This is a genomic window from Pedobacter sp., from assembly GCF_031119335.1.
In the GTDB taxonomy this organism is placed as follows: Bacteria; Bacteroidota; Bacteroidia; order Sphingobacteriales; family Sphingobacteriaceae; genus Pedobacter.
Map to the genome: position 1 here is coordinate 87,819 of NZ_JAVHXT010000007.1, position 13,920 is coordinate 101,738.

Consider the following 13,920-nt stretch of genomic DNA (forward strand, 5'->3'; position numbering starts at 1 on the left):
ATCTAACGCTAAAATTTCTTTGTTTATTGCAGATTTACTTACCTTGATACAAAGAATGCTTGTTTTTAAATGATACAGCTACACTACCTCACATTTGCCGAAGAACAGCTTAAAACACTCGATTTTGATAACAAAACCGATGTAATCAAGTTGGAGAAAATACTTAAGGCAGAATCGAAATTAAACTCCGATTTTAAGATCAATGATATTGAAAATCTATTGGAGTTTCTGCATTTACACGGCTCTAAATTTCTACCATTATTAAAACATAAAAATATAGCCACCATTTTAAAAGGTGAAGGCCATTACATCAATTTTGCTCCTTTTAAAGAAGAAGTAAATGAGGAAGTTTTAGATGAATTTGTGCAATTGTTTGAAGATAACATTTTAAACTACCTTAAAAATTGCATTCCACAAAGCAGATGGTCGAGCATAAAAAGTGTGTTTAAAACTTACCCATTTTTGCTAAGCGACTATATTGTGCAAGAGGTTTTTGATACGCTTAGCCTAAAAAATCAAGCCATTGCAGATGCCTTAGCCTCTGGCAACTATGCCGATTTTGTAGACCGGAACCCCTACGCTTCCGATAGCGGTTACTATTCGCTGTTATCTGAAATGGATGAGTACTATTTTGAAGAGGACATTAGGCAGATTAACAACATTACCGTAGCTAAACAAAAAGAGAAAAAGGCAAACATTGCAGCACTGGGCAAAATTCTTTATGCCGCAACATTTTACAATGCCTATACCGATGAATTGGCTTCAGTACTAAAAGATAACCAAGATGTTGCCTATAGCTGGATAGATCCGCAGCAGGAAAAGTCTGTTGCCTGGACCACCACCAACATCATTATTCTAATTGTGGTTATTTTAGGAGCTATACTATTCGCAGTTGCACTACCTGGTAGTTTTGGCGGTGGCGCTTGGGTTGCTGTAATTGTGGGCAATATTGCCTATCAACTCCTTAAAAAGAAGTAACTACCTTAACCCCAATGTACCGTTCTGATCTTCTAAGTAATCTTTTGGCTTTACCTTTAACTGATTATACAATCCAGAAATTACAGCCTTAAGCTCCTGAAAGTTTCTTTTCTCAATGGCTTGCTCGCCCTTGGTAATAAGCATTTTCACGTGGCTGTGGTTATCATATTCGTTTAAATCGAGGTGTGCATAGTCATAAAACAGTGGAATATAAGCTTCGTCGTTTTGATAATACAGCTCTCTTGCCAATCGTTTTAACTCCTTAGTTTTAGATCTGATAATAGACAACTGCCCCGAGTTAAGGAAAAGTTGTTCGTTCTTAATCACGTTGCTAAAAGTACGGTCTATTTTAGGGTTAGGGCGCAACAAAAGTTCTTCCTTAATTTCCTGTTTGTAAGCCTGATATTCCTCTATTTCAGAAAGTATATTCTTACCTCTAACCAATTGATCAAACTGCTGAAAAACCTTTCTTTTCCGCTCATCAATGTTAAAAATCTTATCGGTTACTACATCGTCTTCAATTTCTATCAGCTCCCGCAACAATTCAATAATCTCAATTCTAATCGCATTAAGCCTATCTACAATTTGATCGTTTTCGTTATAACTAAACTCTTCTATTTCTGCATCAATATTTCCTAGCACATTTTCAAGCTCCTTTCTCATCTTTTCTATAGAAACTTTTCTAGATGAAGCGTTAAATACCTCTTGTTTTTCTAAATTGATAGAATCAATGAAAATCCCTATGGTTAAATCTCTGGATTCGCTTATTCCAAAATTGATTTCTATGTCTGTTCCCTTAAGCAGGTTTACTGCTAAATCTGCTGCATTAATTTCTAAATAACCAATGCCCAAATTACTTGCCGGAGAGGTAGCTGCGTTACCCTCTACGATATTGATAATTAGCTTGTCATCAGTTCCTTTTAAAATGGTTTTAGAAATGGTTTTGTATATCTTTTTTGAGAGAGGGAGGATTTCATTTTTCTTAAATACCCTTTCTAAAAATGTGGTTCCTAAGGTATCATCAACTTCTATACAGATATCGTTTGGCAAAGGTTGCCCAGAAATGTTGTAAATACCGTGATTAATTGCCAGGCGATCTTTTTCGAAAACGACCTGCTGTTGTTTATCAAAAATCTTCACATTAAAATAGTTGATAGACTTTGGCAGTAATCTTAAAAATTCGTTGAACCGCGAATGAAATGGCATTATTCCAGTGTCAAAACCGCCGTCAGAACGGGTTATTCTGTAATAGCCCGAAAACTCGTTTGGTACCAAACCTGTTAGCAATTCTTCTGGGTCTTGCGAATTAATTTCATATACCAATTTCACATCTTTTAAATGCTCGGTCTGCGTAGTTGGTTGCTGGACATCAATTGCTGTGGTTTCATTAAGCATCCGTGTTCCGGCAAAATAACTTGCCCCTACAATAATTGCCGTTGTTGGGTCTATTGTAGAATCTACATAACAATTAAAGCTGCTTGCCAAGCTAGTTCTAATATATGGAATGTAGGTAGTGCCTCCTACCAAAATAATTCTGTCGATCTGTACGTTTTGGATATTATTTTTCTCCAACAGCAGTTTCGTTAACTTGATGGTTTCTTCTACTTTTGGCTGTATGAGTTTGTTAAACTGTTCCCTTTTAATTTCAATTTCTGCAAAGTTTCCATTAAAATCTACCTCAACATAAGTAGTTTCATTTATAGACAGTTCTTTCTTTGCCTCTTCTGCCTTATAAGCGAGTTCTACAAACAGCTTATTGTAATCGGAATTTTCACCGTTTACCATTTTTTTCCAAAGACCACTTTCGTTAAAAAGCTGCTCTAATTGTGGGCACAGTAAGTGTTCTACCATCAACTGGTCTATATCTACCCCTCCCAAAAAGTTATTTCCTTCGTGATCAATAACCCGCAGGTCTCTGTCGCTAATGTTTACCAAAGCAACATCGAAGGTACCTCCGCCAAAATCGTAGACCAACCATTTTTTATCTTCGGTAACTTCTGCACTTTGGGTATTTGCATAGGCTAAACAAGCCGCAATAGGCTCTTGCAACAAGGCCACTTCGCTAAGCCCAGCATTGTGACCTGCAGTTTTGGTGGCGTTAGATTGTATGGTGTCAAAAGATGCAGGAATAGTAATTACAGCCGCTTTAGGTTTCTCCTCTCCCACAAAATTCAGCAGTTCTTTTAAGATGAGCGTAGAAAAATCTATGGCTGTTTTTTGTTCGTTTAATGGTGTATTATAAATGTAGTCGCTCCCCATTTTTCTTTTAAACGAAGAGAAAACTTGACCGGGCTGTATTTTGGTAAATTCCCTAGCTTTATCACCTATTAAAATCCTACCATTTCTGTAAGCCACTACAGAAGGTAAGGTTTCCCTAAAGCCCACTGGATTTTTATAAACATTTACCTTCCCATTTTGGAACTTCCCTATGCCAGAGTTAGTAGTTCCTAAATCAATCCCGAAATCTATATTTGCCATTTTATTCTACTATTACCACAGCTTTTTGAACAAGTGTATATTCGCCATCAATTTGATGATAAATAACTGGTTTAATTACTTTTGATATTTTATTTTGATGGTTTTCACTTAGAAAATTAGCCTCTACCGAAACGTCTCTTTCATCATATCTTTGTCCAATCGGATTAACTATTCTATAACCTTCCTGCTCTATTTCGTAGTATAATCTTTCGAAATTTCTCTTTACGTTCTGCCCGTTTTCGGTACCAAGTTTGGTTTCTATTTCGAAGATTTGATTGATAATGTTTTTCATCTTATAAAATTTATCTTCAATGGTGATGAAGCTATCATGATTTTATTCTTTCCCTTGTGAGCTTGGTTTAAATCATGATGGTTTCATACGTTTTTATTGAGTTCGTTATCGTCACTAAATTAAAATTTAATTAATGATTGCACTAATTTTTATCTTTTTAACGCAAACAAAAAAGGGATAGCTTTCACCATCCCTTTTTCTGCTTTTCTAAAATAGGTTATTCTCTGCTTCTGCCAAATAGCATTGATGCATAATAAAGCAAATTGGCTAGGGCACCTAATGCTGCTACAACATAGGTCATTGCCGCCCACCATAAAGCATCTTTAGCTTGGGTATTTTCTTCTGTTGTTTTCATTACCCCTTGATTATTTCTTAACCAAAGCAGAGCCCTATTGCTGGCATCAAACTCAACAGGTAAGGTTACAATACTAAATAAGGTAATAACAGCCAAACCCACTACTCCAATTCCCAACACTATAGGGTTACCTGTAAATCCTATCAATAGTACCCCTATCAGTAAAACCCATTGCAATAGGTTTGATGAAATACTTACTACAGGTACCATGTTTGAGCGAAATTGCAACCAACCATAACTTTTAGCATGCTGTATGGCGTGGCCACATTCGTGAGCTGCTACTGCCGCTGCTGCTACACTCCTTCCATAATATACATCAGTACTTAGGTTCACTGTCATGTCAGCAGGATTATAATGATCCGTTAACTGACCTTCTGAACTTAGTACTTTTACGTTGTAAATTCCATTGTCGTGCAGCATTTTTTCAGCTACTTCTTTGCCCGAAAATCCAGAATTAAGCTGCATTTCGGCATATTTCGAAAATTTGTTCCTGAAACGCCATTGTACGAACATGCTGAGCAGAAGTATCGGAACAAATAAAATTAAATACGTTTCCATTTCTATTAATGTTTGTTTTTCAATCTTTAGTATTCTTAAGAACTCCATATTTGGAGCATTTTGCTTCGATAAATCAAAAAGTGTTCCCATATTTATGAGAAATAAAATTTTTACATTTTTTTCATGGAAGCACCTAACTTGTCTTATTGGGAAAAGACCAATTTTTACACTACAGATATTGTAATTGTAGGAAGTGGAATTGTTGGTTTAAATGCGGCCATAACTATAAAGAAAAAGCAGCCAACACTTAACGTAACTATATTAGAACGAGGTTTTTTACCATCTGGCGCTAGTACTAAAAATGCTGGTTTTGCATGTTTCGGCAGTATTTCTGAACTCATTGAACAGGAAAAGGTTGGTGGGACAGAGTTGCTTCGGGAACTTGTAAGGAAACGTTGGGAAGGACTGCAAAAATTGCGTTCTTTAGTTGGCGATGACAAACTAGACTTACAAATTAACGGTGGTTTTGAACTTTTTAAAGCAGAAGAGTTTGCTCTTAAAGACGAATGTGTATCAAAAATAAGCCATTTTAACGCTATAGTAGAAGATATTACCAGTATTTCTGATGTGTTTTCCGTAACAAACAGCAAACCGAAAATTTTTGGTTTTAACTATATCGATTGTCTAATTGAGAATAAATTAGAGGCTCAACTAGATGCGGGCAAAATGATCAAAGCTTTGGTACAAATTGCTGCTTCTTTAGGTGTTGTAATCTTAAATAATTGCGTTGTTAATGATTTTAAGGAAGAGGAAAATTTTATTAGTGTATTTACATCGCAGGGTAAATTTAAAGTTAAAAAGTTGCTGTTTTGCACTAACGCTTTTGCCAACCAGCTTTTCTCGCAATTATCTTTAAAGCCTGGCCGTGGGCAGGTGCTAATCACCAAACCTATTGATAATTTGAAGCTGAAAGGCACTTTCCATTACGATAAAGGTTATTACTATTTCAGAAATGTGGGCAATAGAGTTTTACTGGGGGGTGGTAGAAATTTAGACTTTTTTACCGAAGAAACTCATCAATTTGGTGAAACACCTTTGGTTCAAAACACCTTGTTACGCTTATTAAAAGAAGTGATTTTACCCGATACGCCTTTTGAAATTGAACAGAAATGGAGTGGAATTATGGCATTTGGAAATGAGTTATCTCCTATTGTTGAAGAAGTTGCACCTCATGTTTTTTGTGCTGTTCGTTGTAATGGAATGGGCATTGCCATTGGTAGTCAAACGGGCCAAGAGGCTGGGGAGTTGGTGTTGAGGAGTTTTTAATTTCACTTTTGTTTTTCTGTAACTCCATATTTTATACCTGCTTTTTCGAAGAATTCTTTAATCATGTTAATTTTATGATCGCATTCTTCTTCTACAGCAATTCTCTTAGAAAAATTTTTCAAGCGTAAGCAACTAAAACATATCTCTATAAAATCAAATACTTCACCCTTTTCATTCAAAAATAATATTGCATTTCTAGGTGAGTAACATAATCCTAAATTCGACACGTGACCATTACCTATTGCATTGTAATTAAACCATATATCCGTTAGTTTATCTATTTCGATAAGATTTAATTTTTTAACTTCTTTAAACCGGTTAATACAAGCAGCCATGTATGACTTCGGCATGTTTTCATTATAAAGAACTTTGGTGGTATCAAGCTGACCCCCATTAGTTGGATCTTCAAATGAAACGAGATGAATACTGATAGCACTATTAAAGGGATAATTTTTTATCCTTTTAGAAAAACTTACATAAGAAACCCTTCCAAATTTATAGGAATTTGAGGACTCGATCGGTGCAGATTTCTTATTCTGCCCTAATAAGTCTATGCTTATTAAAATCAACAATAAAATTATAGTATACCTCATACCAATCTATTCAAAAACTACAGTCTTATTTCCTACTACAAAAACCCTATCATCAAATACCAATTCTAAGGCTTTGCTTAACACAGATTTTTCTATTTCTCTACCTGCAATTGCCATTTGCTTGGCGCCGTACGTATGATTTACGTGTATAGTTTGCTGGTTAATAATTGGTCCTTCATCCAAATCGTTAGTTACAAAATGAGCGGTTGCGCCAATAATTTTAACTCCTCTTTTAAAAGCTTGCTGGTACGGACTTGCGCCTATAAATGCCGGTAAAAACGAATGATGGATATTAATTATTTGATGCTTGTATTTAGCTACAAAGCTTGGCGAAATGATACGCATAAACTTAGCCAAAACAATATAGTCCAGCTCGTATTTATCTAACTGATGGATGATAGCAGTTTCAAAATCTTCCTTACTCAAGTTTTCATGAGAGATGTGGTGAAAAGGCACATCTAATTTTTCGGAAAGTTCTTTTAGATTCTCGTAGTTACCAATCACACATTTTACCTCAGCTCCCAACGTTTTAAAATAATTTCTTATCAAGATATCAGACAAGCAATGAAACTCTTTAGTAACCAACACAGCAATACTTTTATCCGCTTTTGGCACTACTTCTATCAACGCTTTTGAAGGAAGTGCTTTTTGTAATTCTATTTTTAATTCCTCTGTACCTTCTATTGCATTACTACAAGATATTCTAGCGAAAAACCGTTGCTCTTCTTCATCTACAAACTCACGCATAGCGATGATATTGAGTTGATGATTAGCCAGAATTCTAGTGATATTAGCCACCAAACCAACTTCATCTTTACATTGTATTAAAACTAAAAGCTTATTCATGAGCTAAATATAATAATCAAACCTTAGCTCGTACATTAATTTCGTTATTTTGTATTCTTATTGTTTAAATAAACCACATAGGCACATAGATTTTTTAACAAACTCTGTGTCTATGTGGTAAATAAATTGAATATGGAAATCGCTATTGTTGCATTATTAGTTGTTATCTTGATTTTTCTTTTTGTTTTAATTAGCAAAAAATCAAACAAACCTACCGAACAAGAATTATTTTCTATGGGCTTTTTAAAGGATGAAAACCAAAAACTGCAGCAAGAGCTTACACAGTTAAGGGCTAATTACATCAACGAAAATAACCGAGCAACAAGGGCAGAAGAAAGTTTGAAAGCACAACGCGAAATTGCCATAAAACAGCAACAAAACTTAGAAGAGCTACAACAGAAATTTAATCTCGAATTTACCAACATCGCCAATAAAATACTGGATGAAAAATCTGCTAAGTTTACAGCACAAAATCAAACAAACCTAGATCAAATCCTAAATCCGCTAAAAGCAAATATTAAAGCTTTTGAAGAAAAGGTAGATAAAGTTTATAAAGACGAAGCTGCCGAACGCAGCCAACTGAAAGGTGTTATTTTTCAGTTAATGGACCAAAGTAAGCAGATACAAACTGATGCCAATAATTTAACAAAAGCGCTAAAGGGCGATAACAAAAAGCAAGGTAGTTGGGGCGAAATTATACTGGAACGTGTATTAGAAACTTCGGGTTTGGTGAAGGACAGAGAATATAGCGTTCAAAAGAGCTTAAATAACAGCGAAGGTGAACGTTTTCAACCCGATGTAATAGTCAACCTGCCCGACGAGAAAAATTTGATTATAGACGCTAAAATGTCGTTGGTGGCTTATGAAAGAATGATTACTTCGGAATTGGAAGAAGAAAAGGTTCTTTTTTTAAAACAGCATCTGCTATCCATTAAAAATCATATTGATGGTTTGTCGGCGAAGAACTATCAACATTTGTATGGTATTAATTCTCCAGATTTTGTACTACTATTTATTCCAATTGAGGCTTCTTTTAGCGTAACGGTACAAGCAGATTCGGAGCTTTTTAACTATGCCTGGAATAGAAAAGTGGTATTGGTTAGCCCAACTACGTTATTAGCTACCTTGCGTACCATTGCCAGCATTTGGAAAGTAGATAGGCAGAATAAGAACGTTTTTGAAATAGCCGAAGAAGCCGGTGCACTTTATGACAAATTTGTAGGTTTTCTGGAAGATATGCAAAGAATTGGTAAACACTTAGAGCAAACCCAAAAAGCACATGACGATGCATTCAAAAAATTGCAATTTGGCAGTGGAAATTTGATTGGTAAAGTAGAAAAAATTAAAAAGTTAGGTGCTAAAACAAAAGGTACCAAACAAATAGATAGCAAGTTTTTGGGCGAAGAAGAATTATAAGCTTTCTATAAGCTTCAATAGCTTTTCTTCTTGTGCTTGTCTACTCAATTCGTAAAGCTCTTCTTCGGTTATTTTAGTTCTAAGTGGAGTACTATTAAAATGTTTATTAAAAGCATTATTTAACACCTTTACTACTTCATTTTCACTATTACAAACAAAGCCCGCTTCGTATTTTTTTATGCTTTCCTCCAAATCACCATGATCATTTACTGGTAGTAAAATAGGCTTTTGAAAAGCTAAGTATTCATATTGTTTAGTAGTGATAATTTCTTTTCTATCCCCATACTTTAAATGAAAGAACATAGCGGTACTATATAATTCAGAATAAGCTTGCTCTAATGGCATTTTTTTAATGATGTAAGTATAAGGCTCTAGTTTGAAGTTCTTAATAATTTCCTTTAACCTAAGCGACTCGCTGCTACCAATAAACCTAACTTGAAAATACTGTGGTTGAATTACATATAAATCAATATATTTTCTTAAAGCAGCAAAAAAAGTGGTGTCAACTAACTGATCATTATAAACAGTTCCTAAATAAGTTAACTTAAAAGTATGCGGATGATCTTTTATTAAATTAAAGTTTATTTTCTTTAGGTCATACCCATTTCTAATTACCTTTATTTCATCCTTAAATTTTTCTGGAAAAAAATTTTTAATAGATTCTGAAATGGTTATTATTAAATCAGCAGATCTTAAGTTACGTAGCTCCTTTCTCTTTAAAAACCGTTTTCTAAGAAATGAAAGTATCTTGTTATCTTCTATTAATTTATATCCAAAAACTCCAGGATCTCGGTAATCTAAGATTAATTTACAACCAAACTCCTGTTTTAAAGCATAGCCTAGATTATGTATAGCAGCAGATGGAAAAGAAACTAATATAATATCTTCTTTAGTTAAGTCTATATTAGTTTTCTTCTTATAGTTATTAAATTCTCTTCCTAAATCAAAAATTTCTTTACCTGTGAATAAATAATAACTAGCCAACAAAAATTTAGATACAATTCTTCTACCGCTATCTAGTAGTTTTTTATAGGCGTTATGAAAAAATCCTGGAGAATAACTCAAGGGAATTTCAATGAGATTTCCTTTAATTTTAATAGGCCTTTCTATTTTATTTCTATTTCCGTACACGAAATGTACTTCATAAGAGTTAGATAGGCTTTCTGCTATACTTAGTAATCTATTAAATCCAGTTTGATAAGTTTCCTTACCATGATAAGAAAATACAAAAATTCTCTTCAATAGTTGTTTGTTTGAGGTAGACAATATATTGAATAAGAAATAAATATATAAAATAAAATATATGAAATGTAGCTAAAAGTGTATAAAACAACTATAAGTTTTTAAAAGCATTCCAACCTTGGGCTTTTAATTCATGTACCACATCAGATTTTGAAATCATTTTTACACCAGAGTTTTTATCGGTGATATGACCAATTACACTGATATCTACATCATTTTTTAATTTTTCGTAATCGGCTTGTTTGATGGTGAATAACAACTCGTAATCTTCGCCACCATTTAATGCACAAATAGTTGGGTCTAAGCCTAGTTCTCTAGCAGTTTCGTAGGTTACCGGGTCAATAGGTAGTTTATCTTCATAAATGGTGCAGCCTTTATCACTTTGTGTTGCTATGTGTAAGATCTCTGACGCTAAACCATCAGAAACATCAATCATAGAAGTAGGTTTTATCTTCAGCTGTGCTAATAAATCTACCACATCTCTACGTCCTTCTGGTTTTAACTGACGCTCTATGATATAATCTTTACCTTCTAAATCTGGCTGAATTTGAGGATTTTCTAAGAAAACTTGCTTCTCTCTTTCTAAAATTTGCAAACCAACGTAAGCACCTCCCAAATCACCAGAAACACATAATAAATCGCTTTCTTGTGCGCCGTTTCTGTAGGTTACATCTTCTTTATTAGCATAGCCGATGCTGGTGATGCTAATTACCAGACCCTGCTTGCTCGATGAAGTATCGCCACCAATTAAATCGATGTTAAATTTATTACAAGCCAACTCAATACCCTTGTAAATTTCTTCAATAGCTTCTAATGGAAACTTACTAGAAACTCCTAAAGAAACGGTAATTTGAGTAGCAATGCCGTTCATGGCATAGATATCGCTCAAATTAACCTGTACCGCTTTGTAACCCAAGTGCATTAAAGGCACATAAGACAAATCGAAATGTACACCTTCTAACAATAAATCTGTAGATATTAAAGTTTGCTTATCGCCGAAATTCAAAACTGCAGCATCATCTCCAACTCCTTTTACAGAACTTTCGTGTCTAATTTGAAAGTTTTCTGTTAAGTGTTTGATTAATCCAAATTCACCTAATTCTTCTAATGAAGTACGCTCTTTATTCTCGAACATTATCCTTTTCCTTTAATATCTTTTAAAATCCATTGTAACTCTCTATCGTAGTTACTTATTCTATCTTTTAAGGTAGATTGTATCTCTACATCTGGAAAAACGCCTCTACCATACAAATCTTGTTGATAAATGGGAGCCATCCTATTTAATCCGAACCTTAAAGCTAATTTACTATTCTTCAACGTAATTACCGGCATTCTACCAGCGGTACATTGATTGAAACCACCACCAGTTTCTGTACCCACAAAAGTAGCTCTATTTATACCTTTTAAATTAGCACTTATTAATGAAGAAGCAGAGAAACTAAACTCATTAATTAGCACATAAACTTTGCCTTTGTAGTTATTTTTATGAGGTTTTTGAGGCTTATATCCCTTCATAAATGAGAAGAAATTACCTTCTTCATCTTCATAAATATTACCATTGTCGTTAAATGCAGTAAGGTAATATCTCATTTTTTTTAAGCCAGTTTGATATTTATCTGCACTAAAACCACCATTGTTAATTGGCTTAGCTAAATACACAAATTCTTTATCCGTTAGGTAAGAAAACAAGGCCAAACTTGCACTTAAAGTTCCACCAGGATTGTTCCTAATATCGATAACTAAATTCTTACTTTTTGATAAAGCTATACTATCAAAAACTTGTTTATAAAACAGTGGAAAATTAGCACTAGGTATGCTAAAACTTTTAATTTTTAAGTAGGCGATATCTTTCTCTTTATCTAGAAATTTAAAATCTAGCTGATACTCGTTGTTAACTTTGTTGCCCCTATACTTTAGTGTTTCTTTCACTTTTTTAACGGGTGCTTTCGCAATAGTTTTAGCAGTATCTAACTTCTTTTTTTCTTCCGCATCTTTCTTTTTATCATAAAATGAGATGAAGGTGTTGATAACTGTACTATCTGTTTTAAACTTAACAGAAATGCTATCTTGCTCAGAAAAATAAATCTTATAAAGGTTTGCGAAGTTTCTTTCTATTCGTTTGTTCTTTGATGCTGAGTTATATCCATCGTAACTAAAACCTGTGGAAACAATGTTAAAAATCTCTTTTGGAGCTAAACCATTAATTTCTAAAATCTCTGTTCCAGTCTTAATACTTTTGTTTTTACTCTTATTGTTGATCACTATCAATTTATCATCAGCCACAGCATAAGTAAACTGATTTAACGGATAAACTTTGTTTTTAGCAGCTTCTCGTTCTGTTTTATCTTTTACAATTACCGATGGAAATCTTAAAGCGGTATGACCACATTTGATAGCTGCTACTACCGGCGATAACTTTTGATAAAATTGAGTTGTAGTAAGTGGTTCGTTAATCGCATTTTTTAAGCTATCAAACTTATAATCAAGCTGTTTTTTAGAAATGTACCAATATAAACCAGGATGCCCATCTTTTAAAATTTGATGAGCTAAATCTATATCTTTTTGCAAAGCTTGTACACTGTGCTTTTTCTCTGTAATGGTTGCATTATATTCCTTTACAGAAGAACAAGCAGCTAACGAAGCTGTAGTTACTAGCAATAAATTTCTAAAAAAGCTTCTTCCAATCATTTACAAACCTAATTGTGCAGAAATTTCCAACATTCTTTCGATAGGTTTTCTAGCTTCCTCAATAATATTTGCCGGTACTGTAACTTCTGGCATTCCGTTTTTGATACACAAATAAAGTTTTTCCAAAGTATTTCTCTTCATGTACGGACAGTCGTTACATGCACAAGCATTGGTAGGAGGGGCCGGAATGAAGGTTTTATCTGGACAAGCCTTTTGCATTTGGTGGATAATTCCACTTTCCGTTGCTACAATAAACTCTTTTGCGTCGCTATTAATGCTGTATTTCAACAATCCGGTAGTAGAACCAATGTAATCTGCCATTTGCAACACTGCTTCTTCACACTCTGGATGCGCAATAAACTTCGCATTCGGATGACGTTCCTTCAACTTGGTAATCTTCTCTCTTGAGAAAATTTCGTGCACCATACAAGCACCATTCCATAGAACTAAATCTCTACCTGTTTTTTTAGCTACCCAAGCACCTAGATTTTTATCAGGACCAAAGATAATTTTCTGGTCTTTCGGCAAGCTTTCCACAATTTGTACCGCATTTGTTGAAGTACAGACAATGTCACTTAGTGCTTTCAGTTCAGCTGTACAATTCACATAGGTAATCACCAAATGATCAGGATATTTCTCCTTAAATTTTTTGAATAAATGCGGTGGACAACTATCTGCCAACGAACAACCAGCCTTTAAATCTGGCAATAAAACCTTCTTTTCTGGAGATAAAATCTTCGCTGTTTCTGCCATAAAATGCACCCCAGCAAAAACAATTACATCAGCTTCGGTTTTTGCAGCTTCTTGTGACAAGCCTAAACTATCGCCAATATAATCTGCAATATCTTGTATATCAGGTTCTTGGTAGTAGTGTGCTAAAATAATTGCATTCTTTTCTTTTTTTAGTCGCTCTATTTCGGCAAATAAATCCAGCGTTGGATCTATTTTTTCTTCTATGTAACCTTTTCTGTTAAGTTCTTCTAAAATTTCCATTACTATGCTTTTTAGCTACAAATGCTTTTTAAGTATTCGTTAATTTTTTTGTAAAGATACAGGCTTTGAACTTTATCAACGCTTCAAACAAAATATAATTTAATTAAATAAATAGATTCTTATTCTTTATTAGTGTGTTGAAACTGTTAGAAAGAATCATGAAAAAAATGTTGTAAAATGACTTATCCCATAGTTATCAACAAATTTTGTGATTT

12 protein-coding genes are annotated in these 13,920 nt (G+C 34.1%); 3 read left to right on the forward strand and 9 right to left on the reverse strand.

The window, feature by feature from the left end; genetic code table 11:
* The first annotated feature begins 69 nt into the window (after positions 1-69).
* Positions 70-978, forward strand: a complete 909-nt coding sequence (locus REI64_RS09620; RefSeq protein ID WP_308849901.1) for a hypothetical protein — start codon at positions 70-72, stop codon at positions 976-978.
* On the opposite strand, the gene REI64_RS09625 is transcribed toward REI64_RS09620, so the two are convergent.
* The 3 genes from REI64_RS09625 to REI64_RS09635 form a co-directional block, all read right to left on the reverse strand.
* On the reverse strand, positions 979-3,456 hold the full coding sequence (locus REI64_RS09625; RefSeq protein ID WP_308849902.1) for an Hsp70 family protein: 2,478 nt from the start codon (positions 3,454-3,456) through the stop codon (positions 979-981).
* A gap of 1 nt (position 3,457) precedes the next feature.
* A complete protein-coding gene (locus REI64_RS09630; protein ID WP_308849903.1) occupies positions 3,458-3,748 on the reverse strand; it encodes a hypothetical protein in 291 nt (96 codons plus the stop codon).
* Between the two features lie 217 nt (positions 3,749-3,965).
* Positions 3,966-4,661, reverse strand: a complete 696-nt coding sequence (locus REI64_RS09635; protein WP_308850005.1) for a zinc metallopeptidase — start codon at positions 4,659-4,661, stop codon at positions 3,966-3,968.
* Between the two features lie 123 nt (positions 4,662-4,784).
* On the opposite strand from REI64_RS09635, the gene REI64_RS09640 reads away from it, so the two are divergent.
* On the forward strand, positions 4,785-5,927 hold the full coding sequence (locus REI64_RS09640) for an FAD-binding oxidoreductase (RefSeq protein WP_308849904.1): 1,143 nt from the start codon (positions 4,785-4,787) through the stop codon (positions 5,925-5,927).
* 2 nt (positions 5,928-5,929) lie between these two features.
* Here the strand turns inward: REI64_RS09640 and REI64_RS09645 are convergent, their stop codons facing one another.
* Both REI64_RS09645 and purU read right to left on the reverse strand, forming a co-directional pair.
* On the reverse strand, positions 5,930-6,520 hold the full coding sequence (locus REI64_RS09645) for a hypothetical protein (RefSeq protein ID WP_308849905.1): 591 nt from the start codon (positions 6,518-6,520) through the stop codon (positions 5,930-5,932).
* 6 nt (positions 6,521-6,526) lie between these two features.
* Positions 6,527-7,366, reverse strand: coding sequence for a formyltetrahydrofolate deformylase (purU, locus tag REI64_RS09650; RefSeq protein ID WP_308849906.1), 840 nt, complete (start codon positions 7,364-7,366; stop codon positions 6,527-6,529).
* A 132-nt stretch (positions 7,367-7,498) separates the two neighbouring features.
* Here purU and REI64_RS09655 point away from each other — a divergent pair, with 132 nt between their 5' ends.
* Complete coding sequence (locus tag REI64_RS09655) at positions 7,499-8,782, forward strand: DNA recombination protein RmuC (protein WP_308849907.1); 1,284 nt, start codon at positions 7,499-7,501, stop codon at positions 8,780-8,782.
* Here the strand turns inward: REI64_RS09655 and REI64_RS09660 are convergent.
* The 4 genes from REI64_RS09660 to nadA form a co-directional block, all read right to left on the reverse strand.
* Positions 8,777-10,024, reverse strand: coding sequence for a hypothetical protein (locus tag REI64_RS09660; RefSeq protein ID WP_308849908.1), 1,248 nt, complete (start codon positions 10,022-10,024; stop codon positions 8,777-8,779). The two genes, REI64_RS09655 and REI64_RS09660, sit on opposite strands and share 6 nt — an antisense overlap.
* Before the next feature lie 91 nt (positions 10,025-10,115).
* Positions 10,116-11,159, reverse strand: coding sequence for a thiamine-phosphate kinase (gene thiL, locus REI64_RS09665; RefSeq protein ID WP_308849909.1), 1,044 nt, complete (start codon positions 11,157-11,159; stop codon positions 10,116-10,118).
* Positions 11,159-12,712, reverse strand: a complete 1,554-nt coding sequence (locus REI64_RS09670) for a S41 family peptidase (RefSeq protein ID WP_308849910.1) — start codon at positions 12,710-12,712, stop codon at positions 11,159-11,161. Before REI64_RS09670 ends, thiL begins: the two co-directional genes overlap by 1 nt.
* Positions 12,713-13,705 (reverse strand): quinolinate synthase NadA, encoded by a 993-nt coding sequence (nadA, locus tag REI64_RS09675; RefSeq protein ID WP_308849911.1) that lies wholly within the window; start codon positions 13,703-13,705, stop codon positions 12,713-12,715. It abuts the gene before it with no gap.
* Positions 13,706-13,920: the final 215 nt, after the last annotated feature.